17 protein-coding genes are annotated in these 16,475 nt (G+C 44.6%); 16 read left to right on the forward strand and 1 reads right to left on the reverse strand.

Annotation, left to right across the window (positions count from 1 at the left end; translation table 11 throughout):
• Positions 1-12 precede the first annotated feature (12 nt).
• The 5 genes from prmA (at position 13) to deoC (ending at position 5,830) form a co-directional block, all read left to right on the forward strand.
• The gene (gene prmA / locus ATG71_RS12150; RefSeq protein WP_098439815.1) at positions 13-954 is read left to right on the forward strand and encodes a 50S ribosomal protein L11 methyltransferase; all 942 of its coding nucleotides are present in this window, start codon (positions 13-15) and stop codon (positions 952-954) included.
• 31 nt (positions 955-985) lie between these two features.
• Positions 986-1,738, forward strand: a complete 753-nt coding sequence (locus tag ATG71_RS12155) for a 16S rRNA (uracil(1498)-N(3))-methyltransferase (RefSeq protein ID WP_098439816.1) — start codon at positions 986-988, stop codon at positions 1,736-1,738.
• Positions 1,739-1,743: 5 nt separating this feature from the next.
• Positions 1,744-3,078: a tRNA (N(6)-L-threonylcarbamoyladenosine(37)-C(2))-methylthiotransferase MtaB gene (gene mtaB / locus ATG71_RS12160; RefSeq protein WP_098439817.1), complete on the forward strand. Its 1,335-nt coding sequence runs from the start codon at positions 1,744-1,746 to the stop codon at positions 3,076-3,078.
• Between the two features lie 240 nt (positions 3,079-3,318).
• Positions 3,319-4,983 (forward strand): glycoside hydrolase family 13 protein, encoded by a 1,665-nt coding sequence (locus ATG71_RS12165; RefSeq protein ID WP_098439818.1) that lies wholly within the window; start codon positions 3,319-3,321, stop codon positions 4,981-4,983.
• A gap of 175 nt (positions 4,984-5,158) precedes the next feature.
• Positions 5,159-5,830 (forward strand): deoxyribose-phosphate aldolase, encoded by a 672-nt coding sequence (gene deoC / locus ATG71_RS12170; RefSeq protein ID WP_098439819.1) that lies wholly within the window; start codon positions 5,159-5,161, stop codon positions 5,828-5,830.
• A 30-nt stretch (positions 5,831-5,860) separates the two neighbouring features.
• On the opposite strand, the gene ATG71_RS12175 is transcribed toward deoC, so the two are convergent.
• Positions 5,861-6,793 (reverse strand): Na/Pi symporter, encoded by a 933-nt coding sequence (locus tag ATG71_RS12175; RefSeq protein WP_098439820.1) that lies wholly within the window; start codon positions 6,791-6,793, stop codon positions 5,861-5,863.
• Between the two features lie 331 nt (positions 6,794-7,124).
• Between ATG71_RS12175 and rpsU the strand changes: the two genes are divergently transcribed.
• From rpsU to ATG71_RS12230, 11 genes are all read left to right on the forward strand, one after another.
• Positions 7,125-7,298 (forward strand): 30S ribosomal protein S21, encoded by a 174-nt coding sequence (gene rpsU / locus ATG71_RS12180; protein WP_032087602.1) that lies wholly within the window; start codon positions 7,125-7,127, stop codon positions 7,296-7,298.
• Positions 7,299-7,312: 14 nt separating this feature from the next.
• Complete coding sequence (locus tag ATG71_RS12185) at positions 7,313-7,759, forward strand: GatB/YqeY domain-containing protein (protein ID WP_098439821.1); 447 nt, start codon at positions 7,313-7,315, stop codon at positions 7,757-7,759.
• Positions 7,760-7,930: 171 nt separating this feature from the next.
• Complete coding sequence (locus tag ATG71_RS12190; protein WP_286162990.1) at positions 7,931-9,241, forward strand: NfeD family protein; 1,311 nt, start codon at positions 7,931-7,933, stop codon at positions 9,239-9,241.
• Between the two features lie 27 nt (positions 9,242-9,268).
• Entirely contained in the window at positions 9,269-10,264 is a 996-nt protein-coding gene (floA, locus tag ATG71_RS12195; protein ID WP_098441813.1) for a flotillin-like protein FloA, read from the forward strand.
• Between the two features lie 30 nt (positions 10,265-10,294).
• Positions 10,295-10,756, forward strand: a complete 462-nt coding sequence (locus tag ATG71_RS12200) for a hypothetical protein (protein ID WP_098439823.1) — start codon at positions 10,295-10,297, stop codon at positions 10,754-10,756.
• A 57-nt stretch (positions 10,757-10,813) separates the two neighbouring features.
• The gene (yqfC, locus tag ATG71_RS12205; protein ID WP_034757499.1) at positions 10,814-11,098 is read left to right on the forward strand and encodes a sporulation protein YqfC; all 285 of its coding nucleotides are present in this window, start codon (positions 10,814-10,816) and stop codon (positions 11,096-11,098) included.
• Between the two features lie 11 nt (positions 11,099-11,109).
• A complete protein-coding gene (gene yqfD / locus ATG71_RS12210; RefSeq protein WP_098439824.1) occupies positions 11,110-12,297 on the forward strand; it encodes a sporulation protein YqfD in 1,188 nt (395 codons plus the stop codon).
• Positions 12,298-12,300: 3 nt separating this feature from the next.
• Positions 12,301-13,260: a PhoH family protein gene (locus tag ATG71_RS12215; protein WP_098439825.1), complete on the forward strand. Its 960-nt coding sequence runs from the start codon at positions 12,301-12,303 to the stop codon at positions 13,258-13,260.
• Positions 13,261-13,445: 185 nt separating this feature from the next.
• Positions 13,446-15,611, forward strand: a complete 2,166-nt coding sequence (locus ATG71_RS12220) for an HD family phosphohydrolase (protein ID WP_098439826.1) — start codon at positions 13,446-13,448, stop codon at positions 15,609-15,611.
• Positions 15,608-16,081, forward strand: a complete 474-nt coding sequence (gene ybeY, locus ATG71_RS12225; RefSeq protein ID WP_098439827.1) for an rRNA maturation RNase YbeY — start codon at positions 15,608-15,610, stop codon at positions 16,079-16,081. The genes ATG71_RS12220 and ybeY overlap by 4 nt, the downstream gene beginning before the upstream one ends.
• The gene (locus tag ATG71_RS12230) at positions 16,056-16,448 is read left to right on the forward strand and encodes a diacylglycerol kinase (RefSeq protein WP_098439828.1); all 393 of its coding nucleotides are present in this window, start codon (positions 16,056-16,058) and stop codon (positions 16,446-16,448) included. Before ybeY ends, ATG71_RS12230 begins: the two co-directional genes overlap by 26 nt.
• Positions 16,449-16,475: the final 27 nt, after the last annotated feature.

Genomic DNA, 16,475 nt, shown 5'->3' on the forward strand with positions numbered 1-16,475 from the left:
GTTGGTAGATCAATGAAATGGTCAGAAATCAGTATTCTTACAACGAATGAAGCGATTGAGCCGATTTCAAACATTCTTCACGAATCAGGGGCAAGCGGTGTGGTCATTGAAGACCCTGCCGAATTAGTTAAGGAAAGAGAAGATATGTTCGGGGAGATCTACCAACTCAACCCTGATGACTACCCAACTGACGGCGTCATGGTCAAAGCCTATTTGCCCGTCAATAGTTTCCTTGGGGAAACCGTTGATGAAATCAAGCAGGGCATCACGAACCTCGTTACGTATGATATCGACATTGGTGAAAACAAAGTGGAAATCTCTGAAGTGAATGAAGAAGAGTGGGCCACGGCTTGGAAGAAGTATTACCATCCCGTCAAGATTTCCGATAAATTTACGATTGTACCAACCTGGGAAGATTATACTCCTGTCCACAGTGATGAACTCATCATTGAACTGGATCCGGGTATGGCATTCGGAACGGGTACTCACCCGACTACCGTCATGTGTATCCAGGCACTTGAGCGGATCGTAAAAGAACATGATACCGTCATTGATGTGGGTACGGGCTCAGGAGTATTATCCATTGCATCGGCTCTATTAGCTGCAGACCAGGTACGTGCATATGACCTGGATGAAGTCGCGGTTCGTTCAGCTAGGCTGAATGTAAAGTTGAACAAAGTTCAGGAAACGGTATCGGTCGATGCCAATAATCTATTGAACGGGGTGACCGGACAGGCTGATGTGATCGTAGCGAACATCCTGGCTGAAATCATCCTGCGCTTTACAGAAGACGCATACGAGCTTGTGAAGCCGGGTGGATATTTTATCACTTCCGGGATCATCCAGCCTAAAAAGCAGGAAGTACGTGACTCTTTGGAAGCTGCCGGTTTCCATATCGAAGAGATCATGGTTATGGAAGACTGGGTTGCAATCATCGCTGTCAAGCCAGAATAAGACAAAGTAAAAACGGTGGAGTTGAAACTGCATGCAACGATATTTTATAGAAGACCTATATCGAGAAAATGATCCGATTATGATCACGGGGGATGATTATCATCATATTGTCCGTGTCATGAGGATGAAGGAACAGGATGAAGTATTCGTTGTCTTCAAGGATCAGGCATCAGCGATCACCCGTATTGAAACGATTTCCAGTGACGCAGTCAAGCTATCAATAGTACAATGGGAAACATCGACGAAAGAATTACCAATTAAAGTAACCATTGCGAGCGGACTGCCGAAAGGGGATAAATTGGAGTTGATTTTCCAAAAGGGAACGGAGCTTGGAGCCACTCAATTTATCCCTTTTAATGCGGACCGCTCCATTGTGAAATGGGACGAAAAAAAAGCAAAGAAAAAGACAGAGCGATGGGAAAAGATCGTGAAGGAAGCGGCTGAACAGTCCCATAGACTTCTAGTCCCTGATGTCTCTGCACCCGTTTCAATAAAACAATTGATTCAAGCAGGCAGTCAGTTCGATTATAAACTTGTCGCATATGAAGAAGAAGCACGCGCCGGTGAAAAAGGGAACCTGTCAAAGATGTTGTCCTCCATCGGTAACGGGCAAAGTGTATTGGTCGTATTCGGCCCTGAAGGTGGATTATCGGAGAAAGAAATAGAGATGTTGAGGAGCGGGGGCTTTCTTACATGCGGCCTTGGCCCAAGGATCCTCCGAACGGAGACGGCTCCATTGTATGTTCTCTCAGCCATCAGCTATCAATTAGAACTTATGAGGTGATTGCAATGCCATCAGTAGCGTTTCACACTCTAGGGTGTAAAGTGAACCACTACGAAACTGAAGCCATCTGGCAACTATTTAAAGAAGAAGGATATGAACGTGTAGAATATGACTCGATTGCAGATGTGTATGTCATCAATACATGTACTGTAACCAATACAGGAGATAAGAAGAGCAGGCAGGTCATCCGCCGTGCCATCCGGAAAAATCCTGACGGGGTCATCTGTGTAACAGGATGCTATGCCCAAACGTCCCCGGCCGAAATCATGGCCATCCCTGGAGTCGATGTCGTTGTCGGCACACAGGATCGCAGGAAAATGCTTACGTATATCGAGGAATACAAAAAAGAGCGTCAACCGATCAATGGCGTCACGAACATCATGAAGAATCGCGTGTACGAGGAATTGGACGTGCCTGCATTCACGGACCGTACCCGTGCCTCCCTTAAGATCCAGGAAGGCTGCAACAACTTCTGTACGTTCTGTATCATTCCCTGGGCACGTGGACTGATGAGATCCCGCGATCCTGAAGAAGTCATCCACCAGGCCCAGCAGCTTGTTGATGCAGGATACAAAGAAATCGTCCTGACAGGTATCCATACAGGCGGATACGGAGAGGACATGAAGGACTACAATCTTGCTATGCTCCTTAAAGATCTTGAGCAAAAGGTGAAGGGTCTCAAGAGAATCCGCATCTCCTCCATCGAAGCAAGTCAATTGACGGATGAAGTCATTGAAGTGATCGATCAATCCGATATCGTGGTAAGGCATCTGCATATTCCATTACAATCGGGATCCAACACGGTCCTTAAAAGAATGCGCAGAAAATATACGATGGAATTCTTTGCCGAGCGTTTAGAGAAGCTTAAAAAAGCGCTGCCCGGACTTGCCGTCACATCCGATGTCATCGTTGGTTTCCCTGGTGAAACGGAAGAAGAATTCATGGAAACGTATCATTTCATCAAAGAGCATAAATTTTCTGAGCTTCACGTTTTCCCTTATTCAAAACGGACAGGCACGCCCGCTGCCCGAATGGACGATCAGATTGATGAAGACATCAAGAATGAACGTGTCCACCGTTTAATTGAACTGTCGAACCAATTAGCGAAAGAATACGCTTCAGAGTTCGAAAACGAAGTATTGGAGGTAATCCCTGAAGAAATCTATCAGGATGACCTCTATGTAGGATATACGGATAACTACTTGAAAGTGGTATTCCCTGCAAACGAAGAGATGGTAGGGAAGCTTGTGAAAGTGAAGCTCACCAAAGCGGGTTATCCCCTAAATGAAGGCCAATTTGTGCGGGTACTTGAAGAATCAGAAGAAAAAGCAGCCATTTAATAGATGAAGGCACCCGACGTTTCGCTCGGGTGCCTTGCATTTATTTTCGTACAATAATACTTTGTAACCACTTTCTTTTTTTGGTTAGAATCGAATTATCTATTGATTAGTGAAGAAGAAGGTTGTAAACTAGTATTGTTAATTGAATAGGAGAAAAGAGTCTTTTTTTTAAACAATAGTGCAAACGATTGCATTAAATGTAAGCGTTTGTATCTTACTATACTTTGATGAGGTGTTACGATGAAAAAGGCATGGCGTAAAGAAGCAGTGGGATACCAAATCTATCCGAGAAGTTTCCAGGATTCCAACGGTGACGGAATCGGTGACTTACAGGGAGTCATCCAGCGCTTGGATTATATTAAAGAGTTAGGGATCGATGTGATTTGGATCTGTCCGATGTATAAATCCCCTAATGACGATAATGGGTATGATATTTCGGATTATCAGGATATCATGGAAGACTTCGGAACGATGGAAGACTTCGACCAATTATTGAATGAAGTTCATAAGAGAGATATGAAGCTGATTATTGACCTTGTCCTGAATCATACCAGTGATGAGCACCCTTGGTTCCTCGAGTCAAAGAGTTCCAAGGACAACCCAAAGCGTGATTGGTATATTTGGAGAAATGGAGTGAAAGGCAAAGAACCGAATAACTGGGAAAGCATTTTCGGGGGATCGGCTTGGCAGTATGATGAAGAAACGGACCAATACTTCCTCCATGTCTTCTCGACGAAGCAGCCGGATCTGAACTGGGAAAACGAAGAAGTGCGTGAGGCACTATATGATACGGTAAATTGGTGGCTGGATAAAGGAATCGATGGCTTCAGAATCGATGCCATCAGTCATATCAAGAAGCGTACCGGTCTGCCGGATATGCCGAATCCGAAGAAGGAAAAATACGTTTCTTCCTTTGACATGCATATGAACCAAAAAGGGATCCATACGTTCCTTCAGGAATTCAAGGATCGTACGTATGCCAATTATGACGTGATGTCGGTTGGGGAAGCAAACGGTGTGAAGGCAGATGAAGCGGAACTATGGGTCGGTAAAGAGAACGGAAAGATGGATATGATCTTTCAATTTGAACATCTTGGATTGTGGGATGCAGAAACAAATCCGGATCTCGACATCGTGGAATTGAAAAAGGTGCTCACCCGTTGGCAAAAAGGGCTGGAAGGAAACGGATGGAATGCCCTTTTTATTGAAAATCATGATAAAGCCCGTGTTGTATCGACTTGGGGTAATGACAAGGAGTACTGGAAAGAAAGTGCCACAGCGATGGCAGCCATGTATTTCCTGATGCAGGGGACACCTTTCATCTATCAGGGACAGGAAATCGGAATGACCAACGTTCAATTTCCTTCCATCGAAGACTATGATGATGTTGCCGTAAAAAATCTATACCGTCTTAAACGTGAAGAAGGGGTTCCTCATCAAGACATCATGGAAATCATCTGGGCTTCCTCCCGTGATAACAGCAGAACACCGATGCAATGGTCAGCAGGGGAAAACAGCGGATTCACAACTGGGACACCTTGGATGAAAGTGAATCCAAACTATAGGACGATCAACGTAGAAGCGCAGGAAAAAGATGAAAAGTCCATACTCAACTTCTACAAGAAAATGATTCAACTTAAGAAAAGGGAAGATGTCTTCACGTACGGAACCTATGATCTGCTCCTTGAAAAAGACAAGCAAATCTATGCTTATACCCGGACCGGAGAAAACATATCCATGGTCGTCATCACAAACCTTTCCACAAAGAACGCCGTTTGTGACCTTGGTAAACTAAACGTATCATCAGAGAACCTTCTATTGAACAACTATGAAGTAGAGAACCATGGAGAGTTAAGCAAGTTGACCCTCAAACCATACGAGGCGAGAGTATATCGACTAAAATAATACTGTACAACCCCGGATCATTCCGGGGTTGTTTTTTCTTCCCTTCAGAGATTGTCACTGAGAACAAATGAAAAGGTTTTCTTTATTTTGGGAGATACTACAAAGTGCTCGTCTTTTTCTCTTAGTTTTGGTATGATAAGAGAGGTACGGACAACTGTTAAAGGAGAGATAATCAATGACTATGAACATTGCAAGTATGATCGATCATACTTTACTTAAACCCGAATCAACAAAAGACCAAGTAGAGGTACTTTGCCAGGAAGCGAAAGAATTCAAGTTTGCTTCTGTGTGTGTGAACCCTACCTGGGTACAATATTCAAGCGAATTATTAAGCGGTACAGAAGTGAAAGTATGTACGGTTATCGGGTTCCCGCTTGGAGCTTCTACACCTGAAACGAAAGCGTTTGAAACAAAAGACGCAATTGAAAAAGGTGCAACGGAAGTCGATATGGTCATCAATATCGGTGCACTGAAAAGCGGAGACCATGAACTAGTGAAACGTGACATCGAAGCGGTTGTTGCAGCTTCTAAAGGCAAAGCCCTTTCTAAAGTCATTATTGAAACATGTCTTCTGACAGATGAAGAAAAAGTGAAAGCTTGTCAACTTGCTGTGGAAGCGGGAGCGGATTATGTGAAAACATCAACCGGCTTCTCGACTGGTGGAGCAACGGTTGAAGATATCGCTTTAATGAGAAAAACGGTTGGACCTGATATCGGCGTGAAAGCTTCAGGCGGCGTACGTTCCCTTGAAGACGCACAAGCGATGATCGAAGCAGGGGCTACTCGTTTAGGAGCGAGCTCAGGTGTAAAAATCGTCCAGGGATTAACAAGCGATTCTGATTATTAATGTGTGATAAAAAGCTGAGTGGATACCCGCTCAGCTTTTTTTTGGAAGGTGCACCTTTTCGATTAACCGGGCGAACGAATTGGCAAACGGAAGAACAAGCAGAGAACATATAAGGTTGAATAGGACACTGGCGTGGGCCAATTGCAAATCCGCAGAACCGGCGAGCGTCCGTACGGTCGTTCCTAGTAAGGGGATGAAAGGGATGAAAAGTGCCACACCCATCACATTCAGCCAGATATGGGCGTATGCGGTCAGCTTGGCCTGGGTGCCGCCGCCTATGCTTGCAATGAAGGCTGTGATACAGGTGCCGACATTGGCACCGAGCATGATGGCTATTCCTGCATGGAGATCAATCGAACCTGCAGCAAGAAACCCCATCGTCACGCCTGTCACGACGGTACTCGATTGTATGATGGCTGTCAACACGCATCCAATCAGCAATGCAAGGACAAGATGTTCATTGACCTGAATCATGTAAGAACGCAGTGATTCATGCGTCGTCAAAGGCGTGGCAAGCCATTGAATGGCCCGGATCGATGTAAAGATCAATCCGAATCCTATAAAGATCATACCGCTGCTTCTGATTTGTGGAGATTTGAAAAAATACAGTACACATCCGATGATCATGGATGGAACGATGAGATAGTTCATATCCAGAGTGAACATTTCAAGAGTGAAAGTGGTCCCGATATTCGAACCGAGCATGATGCCGATGGTTTGACGGAAAGGGATCAACCCGGAGGAAGCCAGTCCCACTGTGAGGACCATGACCGCAGAGCTGCTGTGAATAAATGCGGTGACAACGGTTCCTGTCATGACACCCTTGACTGGGGTGCTCGTGAGAAAATGAAGCCACGTCTTGATCTTCTGATTTGCAATATTAAATAGCCCCGACCTGAGCCAGGTCATGCCGAATAAGAAACATAAAATAAAAAAAATAAAGGCGATTCCATGTAAGATCATTGAATTCCTCCTGTACACCAGTACGACTACTACAAATGTATGGGGGAAATGAATGAGACATGCCTATTTATATGAGTGTTTTATGATAAATTGTTGACCTGACACATATGATATATTATAATGGCAAAGTACATGGATTTCTTTATAATATTAAAGAATCCATCCAAGAAAGACATACACTTTCTGTACCCTTGTGACAAGGCAAGGGCAAAGCCATAACCAATTGGTGAAGTAAAGGACGTCAGATAATCCTGCGTCTTAAGAAATTGGTACAAACCATTTCTTGACTTGAACATGTAAGTGTAGTGTGTTCGGAGGGAGGGAAAGAGAGATGTCAAAAACAGTTGTTCGTAAAAACGAATCGCTTGAAGATGCTCTTCGTCGCTTCAAACGCTCAGTTTCTAAAACAGGAACTTTACAAGAGTTTAGAAAGCGCGAATTTTATGAAAAGCCAAGCGTAAAACGCAAAAAGAAATCAGAAGCTGCAAGAAAGCGTAAGTTCTAAGAGAGGGTGTAAGTATGAGTCTTCTCAATCGTTTAAATGATGATATGAAACAAGCGATGAAAAATAAAGAAAAAGAGAAGCTTTCCGTTATCCGCATGCTAAAGGCTTCACTTCAAAATGAAGCCATCAAACATGGGAAACAGGAACTCTCTGAAGACGAAGAGTTGACTGTCCTTTCTCGAGAAGTGAAGCAACGGAAAGACTCCCTCCAGGAATTTCAAAACGCCGGTCGCGAAGACCTCGTTGAGAAAATTCAAACAGAACTGACTTACGTCGAAATATATATGCCTAAGCAGCTTTCAGAAGAAGAAGTCTCAGCTATTATCGAACAGACGGTAGCTGAGGTAGGTGCTACTTCTAAAGCCGATATGGGCAAAGTGATGGGAGCAATCATGCCTAAATTAAAAGGGAAAGCCGATGGGGCTCTCGTCAACAAACTTGTTCTTCAACATTTATCATAAGATTAAAGAAACCGGAAAGCGTTGATGCTTTCCGGTTTTTTTAAAATCAATGTCAAATGGAACAAGGGATTCGCATTTTTATAACATATCTTTTCAAAAAGATGAAACTTTTTTAATGGGTCATCCGTACATAAAGTATCAAGGAATATTACCTGAAACGAGGGGGTTAAGTTGAGGAGAAGTATACTTGTATTATTGATGCTGATTCTTGGATGCAGCATTATTCAGCCATTGATCAGTTCAGCCGCGGATTCGGATAGGGTATACGTGATTCCCATTCAAAAGGAAGTGGAAAGAGGACTTCATGCATTTTTGGAAAGAGCGATCAAAGATGCGGAAGATCATAATGCGGAACTGATCATTTTCGATATTGATACACCTGGGGGATTGGTTGATGCCGCGGGCGATATCGGGCAGCTCCTGGATGGGATCGATGCAAAAACAATTGCGTTTGTAAATGATCATGCCCTGTCAGCGGGAGCATTCATCTCCCTCCATGCAGATGAAATCTATATGGTACCGAATGGACAGATGGGTGCTGCAGCGGTCATTGATCAGGAGGGGAATGCGGCGGATAAGAAAGCCCAGAGCTACTGGCTATCTGCCATGAAAAGTGCCGCTGAGTCAAATGGGAGAGATCCTCACTATGCTCTCGCCATGGCAGATGATTCCCTCGTCATAGAAGAGCTGGGGATTGAAAAAGGTGAACTATTGACGCTGGGATCAAAGGAAGCAAAGGAGATCGGGTATTCAGAGGGGACAGTGAAGAACCTCGATGAATTGTATGAAACGCTTGGAGTGGATAAGTCCTCTGTGAAACGGGTGGATGAAACGTTCGCGGAAAAACTCGCCCGCTTCATCACAAACCCTGTCGTTGTCCCGATTCTATTATCCCTGGCAAGCATCGGGCTGATTGTGGAGCTGTATTCACCCGGTTTTGGAATTGCCGGTTCTATCGGCTTGATTTCCCTTGTATTATTCTTTTATGGACACTTGGTTGCAGGACTTGCGGGATACGAAACCATTATTCTTTTCATCATTGGTATCATCCTTATAGTGGCGGAGTTTTTCCTCCCCGGTGGAATTGCGGGGGTACTCGGCATAGGGGCGATCCTTGCAAGTATTATGTTGGCAGGGGGCGATATGGTGCAAATGGGAATCTCTCTTTTGATTGCTTTATTCATTGCCGTTGCAACAGTGATTATCTTTGTAAAGGTGTTTGGTAAAAAGATGAAATTTTTCAACAAAATCATTTTAAACGATTCCACCAGCACAGAAAGCGGATATGTATCCAACGCCAATCGATTGGATTTGATTGGAAGAATTGGCGTGACCAAAACGCCGTTAAGGCCATCCGGAACCGTCATCGTGGAGGAAGAAAGAATCGACGCAGTGACAGAAGGCGGCTTTATCAAAGCAGGTGAAAAGGTTAAAATTGTGAAGGTGGAAGGGTCAAGGATTGTAGTAAGAGACATTTCATAATACTTTAGGAGGTAAGAAAATATGGTTATAGGACCAAGTACGATTCTACTGCTCGTTGCGATTGTGGTGGGCATTATCGTTTTAGCTGTATTATTTACATTTGTACCAGTCATGCTGTGGATTTCAGCAATCGCGGCAGGAGTCAGGATCAGTATTTTCACACTAGTAGGGATGAGATTAAGACGTGTTATCCCGAGTCGTGTGATCAATCCATTGATTAAAGCCCATAAAGCGGGCATCACGGTAACGATCAACCAGCTGGAGAGTCACTATTTAGCTGGCGGTAACGTAGACAGAGTGGTCAATGCACTGATTGCGGCTCATCGTGCAAATATTGAATTGACGTTTGAGCGTGCTGCGGCGATTGACCTTGCTGGTCGTGACGTCCTTGAAGCGGTTCAGATGAGTGTTAACCCTAAAGTGATCGAAACGCCGTTCATCGCGGGGGTGGCCATGGATGGAATCGAAGTGAAGGCAAAGGCGCGTATCACGGTCCGTGCGAATATCGACCGCCTTGTCGGTGGTGCCGGTGAAGAAACGATCGTTGCCCGTGTCGGGGAAGGGATTGTATCAACGATCGGTTCATCCGACAATCACAAAAAGGTATTGGAAAATCCGGATTTGATTTCTCAGACGGTCCTTTCAAAAGGTCTGGACGCAGGTACGGCATTTGAGATCCTCTCTATTGATATTGCGGATGTTGATATCGGCAAGAATATCGGAGCGGAACTGCAAACAGAACAAGCAGAAGCGGACAAGAACATTGCCCAGGCGAAAGCGGAAGAACGAAGAGCGATGGCCGTTGCCAACGAACAGGAAATGAAAGCAAGGGTAGAAGAAATGAGAGCGAAAGTTGTGGAAGCGGAAGCAGAAGTGCCTCTTGCCATGGCGGAAGCACTCAGATCAGGTAACATCGGTGTGATGGACTATATGAACCTGAAGAATATTGATGCCGATACAGAAATGAGAGACTCGATCGGAAAGCTGACAGGGGATAAAAAAGATCCGAAGAGTGATAAGTAATCTCCCTTTGTTTAGAAAGGAGTATTCCCAATGGAGCCATTGATCATTGCTATATTGATAGGGATCATCACATCCATATTCAATAAAATGAAACAGCCTCCTTCCAATAAACCCGTGAGGCAAAAGCCGATTCAAACGGCCTCTCCCGCTTCTTCCGAGCCTGTTGGAAGAGGCAGGGAAAGAGGGGAGAGGGAAAGAACCGCACGGAGGGAATCAAGGACATACAGAGAGCCTGTAAAAGAGGCGGTCTCCTCCATCCAAACCCGTTTCGAAGATAAAAAGAAGGAGGCGGAATCTACTTATTCCAGCCTTCAGAAACAAGAAGAACGTTATTCAAGGAAGCTTGAAGCCCACCAGAACCGGGCAAAGAGGATTCGAGAAAATTCGAATCTGATCCTTGATTTCAAAAATGAAGATGATATCGTAAAAGGATTTATTTTTTCAGAGGTGTTCGGCCCTCCGAAATCAAAAAAACGCCATCATCAAAAATAAAAGTGATGAAACCCCTTTTCATTTCATAAATATGAGATGAAAGGGGGTTCTTTTTTTATGGCGAAAAGCTTTTTACAACAGATGCGTAAATGGATGACACAGAAAATGGATTTACCCGAAGATGTCATGATGGACCTTCCTCGCGTCACAATGATTGGACAAATTCATATCTATATAGAAAACCACCGGGGTCTGTTGACCTTCACAGATCGGGAGGTGCGGCTTCTGCTTAAACAGGGTCAACTGTTAATAAAAGGGGAGCAATTTGTCATCAAGATGATCCTTCCGGAAGAAATTCTCCTTCAGGGGAAAATCGTAGAAGTGATCTATTTAGAACAATAGGAGGGACGGATTTGAAGAATCAATGGTTCACCTTTCTGAGGGGAAAGGTATTTGTCAAAATAGAAGGCAGATTAGTCGAGCGGGTCATCAATCAATTGCTCAGGGCCGGCATCACCATATGGAATGTGAAGAGAGCGGGAACGGAAACCATCACCTTTTACTTATCCTTAGAAGATGTACATAACTTCCGAAGAGCGGTACGGGCATCCGAGTGTAAAGTGACATTTCTAAGAGGGCAGGGGGTTCCCTTCCTATTCAAGAGATTACTGAAAAATTCGGGCTTCATGATTGGTGGACTGGCATTCTTCGTCATCGTATTCCTTCTTTCCAATATGGTGTGGGGCATCGAGATCAAAGGTGCGTCACCTCAAACCGAGCACAGTATACGAAAGGAACTGGAGGAGATGGGTGTTTCCAAGGGGAAGATGCAGTTCTCCATCCCCGATGTTGAGAACATTCAGCGTGAGTTATCCTACAGGATGAATAATATCACGTGGGTAGGGGTGGAGTTACAAGGGACAACCTTTCACTTTCAAGTGGTGGAAAAAAATGCACCGGAACCCCCTGAATCCACTGGCCTGCAGCATATTGTCGCCAAAAAGAAAGCCATCATCACCGGCATGTTTGTAGAAGAAGGCGACCCCCAGGTGAACGTTAATGACTACGTCAATAAAGGACAGCTCCTTGTATCGGGTCTGATCGGGAATGAAAAAGAGCCGAAAGGAGTCTCGGCGAAAGCGAAGATACTGGGAGAAACTTGGTACAAAACATCGGTTGAACTTCCGCTGAAATCCCGGTTCATCGTATTCAGTGGAAATGAGAAGAGAAAACATTATGTCGGTTTCGGTTCAGTGAATATCCCGATATGGGGGTTCGGGAAAACGGAATTTAAGGACGTCGTTGTGGAAGAAACGAAAAAGCCACTGCGTTTTTTGAAATGGGAGCTTCCGGTATATTATATTGACCGCAGCATGAAAGAGAAAGAGGACGTGGAAAGGACCTATACAAAATCCGAAGCCATCATGGCTGCGAAAAAGCTTGCCAAAAGCAACCTGGAGTCCTCCCTCCCGGAAGATGCAGAAATCAGAGGGGGAAAAATTTTGCAAGAAAAGGTCGAGAATGGTAAAGTTAGGGTAACCATCCACTTCAAAGTAATAGAAAATATTGCAGAAGGACAACCACTTATTCAAGGAGACTAACGAATGTCAGATGAAATCTTAATGAAATTACAACTTGAAAACCCTAATGAAGCCATCGCTTTGTTCGGAGTTTCAGATTCTCACCTAAAATTAATAGAACAGGAATTACACGTTTCGATCGTAACAAGAGGCGAAGAGTTGCTGGTTTCAGGTAAGGAAGAAGATGTAAGTCTCGCCGTTGATATTTCTGATCGACTGGTGGCCGTGATCCGTAAAGGAATCAACATCGGCCAGCGTGATGTCCATTATGCCATAGAAATGGGCAGACAGGGGACGCTTGAATATTTTACAGAGTTGTACAATGAAGAGATAACAAAGAACGCCAAAGGTAAATCGATCCGGGTGAAAACACTCGGGCAGCGTCAATACATCCAAGCCATCAAGAAGCATGATATGGTGTTCGGGATCGGGCCAGCCGGTACCGGGAAGACCTATTTAGCCGTCGTCATGGCTGTGCATGCCTTAAAGAACGGGCAGGTCAAGAAGATCATCCTGACGAGACCGGCTGTGGAAGCAGGCGAAAGCCTTGGGTTCCTTCCGGGTGACTTGAAGGAGAAGGTGGATCCTTATCTCCGCCCCCTATATGATGCCCTGCATGATGTACTGGGAGCAGAGCATACCGCCCGCCTGATCGAGAGGGGTACCATCGAGATCGCTCCCCTGGCATATATGAGGGGCCGTACCCTTGATGATGCGTTCGTGATTCTTGATGAGGCCCAGAATACTACGAAGGCCCAAATGAAAATGTTCCTGACAAGGCTCGGCTTTGATTCCAAGATGATCATCACGGGAGACCGTTCCCAGGTGGATCTGCCCAGGGGCAGCGAGTCAGGATTGATTTCTTCTGAACGGATTTTAAAAGATGTTAGAGGAGTGTCGTTCATTTATCTCGATCAAGCCGATGTAGTCCGTCATCCGTTGGTCGCGAAAATTATCGATGCCTATGAAACAATCGAAAAATAGACAGTGAGAGATTGCTCCAGTTGATCCATGCCGCCATCATAAGATCCGGCATGGACTTGGATCAATCTTTTTTTGTGGGGCTATACATAGATAAATAAGTCAAAAACTGTTATGATTTTACATAATTACTAAATGCCTTTACATATGGCTATCCGAAATTGTTTATACATATCAGGGGGTTCTTTATGCAAACTCACCCATTTCTACTTAAAATAAGGAGCTTTCTCAGCTACCGATTATTTACCAATCTCTTGTTTGTGCTGCTTGGCATCATTGTTTTCGGTGTCCTGTATGGAAATGTGAAACCGAAAACGCTGGATATTCATTTATATGAAGATGCCCCCACCACGATAAGGGCACCGAAGAAATTCGTCGATGAGGAGGCAACTGCCAAGAAGAAGGAAGAAGCAAAGGCAGAAGTCGCAAGTGTATATACCCCGAAAGAAGGGGCGATCGATAACTCTACTTCGTTGATACACTCTCTGTTGGAAAGTGTAAATGAAGTGAAAAATGAATCGAAACAGCAGGCGGGGGATGAGGAAAATCTGAAGCCGCCAACAAGTACGGATACAACTGAACAGCTGAAGCTTCTGAAAGCCAAATTGCCGAAGGATAAAAATAATAATGTCACCAATAGTTTGAGTGATGACGTGTTAAAAATCCTCCTGGAGGCGTCAGAAGATGATCTTTCCCGTGTAGAGACCATCGTTACCACACAAATGAGAATCATCATGGAAAACGGCGTGAAAGAGGAAGAATTAAATGAAGCGAAATTGAATCTGGAACAACGGATCACCAATTATTCATTTAAAGGTGATTTGTCCACCGCTGCCGTCAAGCTGGGGAAAGTTTCCTTAGAGCCGACGCTTTACTACGATGCTGAAAAAACGGATGAGTTAAAGAAGCTGGCCGAGGCAAACGTGGAAAAGGTTGAAATCATCGAAGGCGGCGTCATCGTAGAAGACGGGGAGCTGATCACACCTAAAACATACAGCATCCTGAAGACCCTGGGGATGGTGGAGGATACATTCTCCTTCAAACCGTATGTCGGACTGGCACTCTTTGTCCTAGTGGTGATAAGTTCACTCTATTATTTCTTCTATACACTTGAAGTCACCGAGGAAAGAAAGCAAAATTACCTGATCCTCACAAGCATCGTATTTGTCATATCACTCTTGATCATGAAGATCGTAGGACTGATCGAGCAGCTGGAAATCAACGACATTGCCTTCATATTGCCGGCTGCGTTCACAGGTATGATATTGAGGATCTTGCTGAATGAAAGGATCGCCATGATGATGGTATTCATCCTATCTGCCTGCTCGAGTATCGTATTCCACCAGCAATTCTCCGGATCCATCGATATCGAAATTGCGATTTATACATTATTCAGCGGTGTGTCAGGTATTCTTTTCCTTGTGAGCCGAAATCAGCGTTCGAATATTTTAAGGGCCGGGATCTACGTAGCGCTTGTCAATATTATGATCCTTGGATTTTTAATCCTATTAAGCGGTACTTCCTATTCGAATAGTGAATATGTGTATTATATTGTATTTGCCCTGGTATCGGGGATCATGTCTTCCATCCTCACGATCGGTTTCCTCCCGTTTTTTGAAGCGGGATTCGGGATTCTTTCCTCCATGAGACTGGTCGAGCTTTCTAGCCCTACACAGCCGTTATTGAAGAAGCTCTTGACCGATGCGCCGGGCACCTATCATCACAGTGTCATGGTGGCGAACCTTGCAGAAGCTGCGTGTGAAGCCATCGGGGCCAACGGGTTACTCGCCAGGGTCGGATGCTACTATCATGATGTAGGAAAGTCCAAACGTCCGCACTTCTTCATTGAAAATCAGCTGAATATGGGGAATCCCCATGACAGGGTATCGCCTGAAACCAGCCGGGATGTTATTATTAGTCATGCTTCAGATGGAGCCCAGATGCTCCGGAAACATAAATTGCCAAAGGAAATCATCGACATTGCCGAGCAGCATCACGGAACGACACTGTTGAAATTTTTCTATTATAAGGCAAAAGAACAAGGGAAAGATGTTAAGGAAGAAGAATACCGTTATCCAGGTCCTAAACCCCAAACGAGGGAAGCGGCCGTCATCAGCATTGCGGATAGTGTAGAAGCGGCTGTCAGGTCGAAGAAATCACCCACCCAGGCAGAAATTCAAAAGCTTGTCCATTCGATCGTACAAGACCGCCTACAGGACGGACAGTTTAACGAATGTGATATTTCATTAAAGCAATTAGAGACGGTGAAAAGGTCGCTATGTGAAACGTTGAATGGAATCTTCCATCCGAGGATCGAGTACCCTGAACTTCAAGCAAAAGGAGAAGAGGCATGACTTTATTAATCGACTTTATTGACGAAACAGAAACAGTATCCGATGAACAGACACAGCTGGTTCAAAATATCCTGAACTTTGCTGCTGAACAAGAGGGGATCGAGGCTGAAAGCGAAGTGTCCGTGACCTTTGTGACCAACGAACGCATCCAGGAAATCAACCGGGAATACCGGTCTAAGGATCAGCCCACGGATGTCATTTCATTTGCCCTCGAAGAACTCGGGGAAGATGAGGTAGAAATTATAGGCGCGGGGATTCCACGCGTTCTTGGGGATATCATCATTTCCATAGACAGAACAAAAGAACAGGCGGAAGAATACAACCATTCCGTCTCCCGTGAACTTGGTTTTCTTGCCCTTCACGGCTTCCTTCATTTATTAGGATATGATCATATGGAAGAAGAAGAGGAAAAGAAGATGTTCAAAAGACAAAAGGACATTTTAGATGAATATGGACTCAAAAGAGACTAAATTCGGCTTATTCCGATTCCTAAAATCCTTTGGATATGCTGCGGAAGGCATGAAGTCTGTCTGGGCAACGGAACAGAATTTCAGAATTCATTCATTCGCAGGTGGTGTCGTGTTCCTTCTTGCCTACCTGCTCTCTGTATGCGCAATGGAATGGGTCATACTGATTATCCTTGTCTTTTCCGTGCTTGCTCTTGAAACGATGAATACAGCCATTGAAAAGGCAGTCGACCTTACTACGGAAGAGTATCATCCCCTTGCCAAGGCTGCGAAGGATCTGGCTTCGGCTGCGGTGCTTCTCTTCGCGATCTGTACTGCGATCGTAGGGACCATCATCTTTCTTCCGAAGCTTTGGGAACTGATTCTCTAATTGGAAAATATTATTGCAAGACCGCAA

The organism is Bacillus sp. es.034 (genome assembly GCF_002563655.1).
Classification (GTDB): Bacteria; Bacillota; Bacilli; order Bacillales; family Bacillaceae_B; genus Rossellomorea.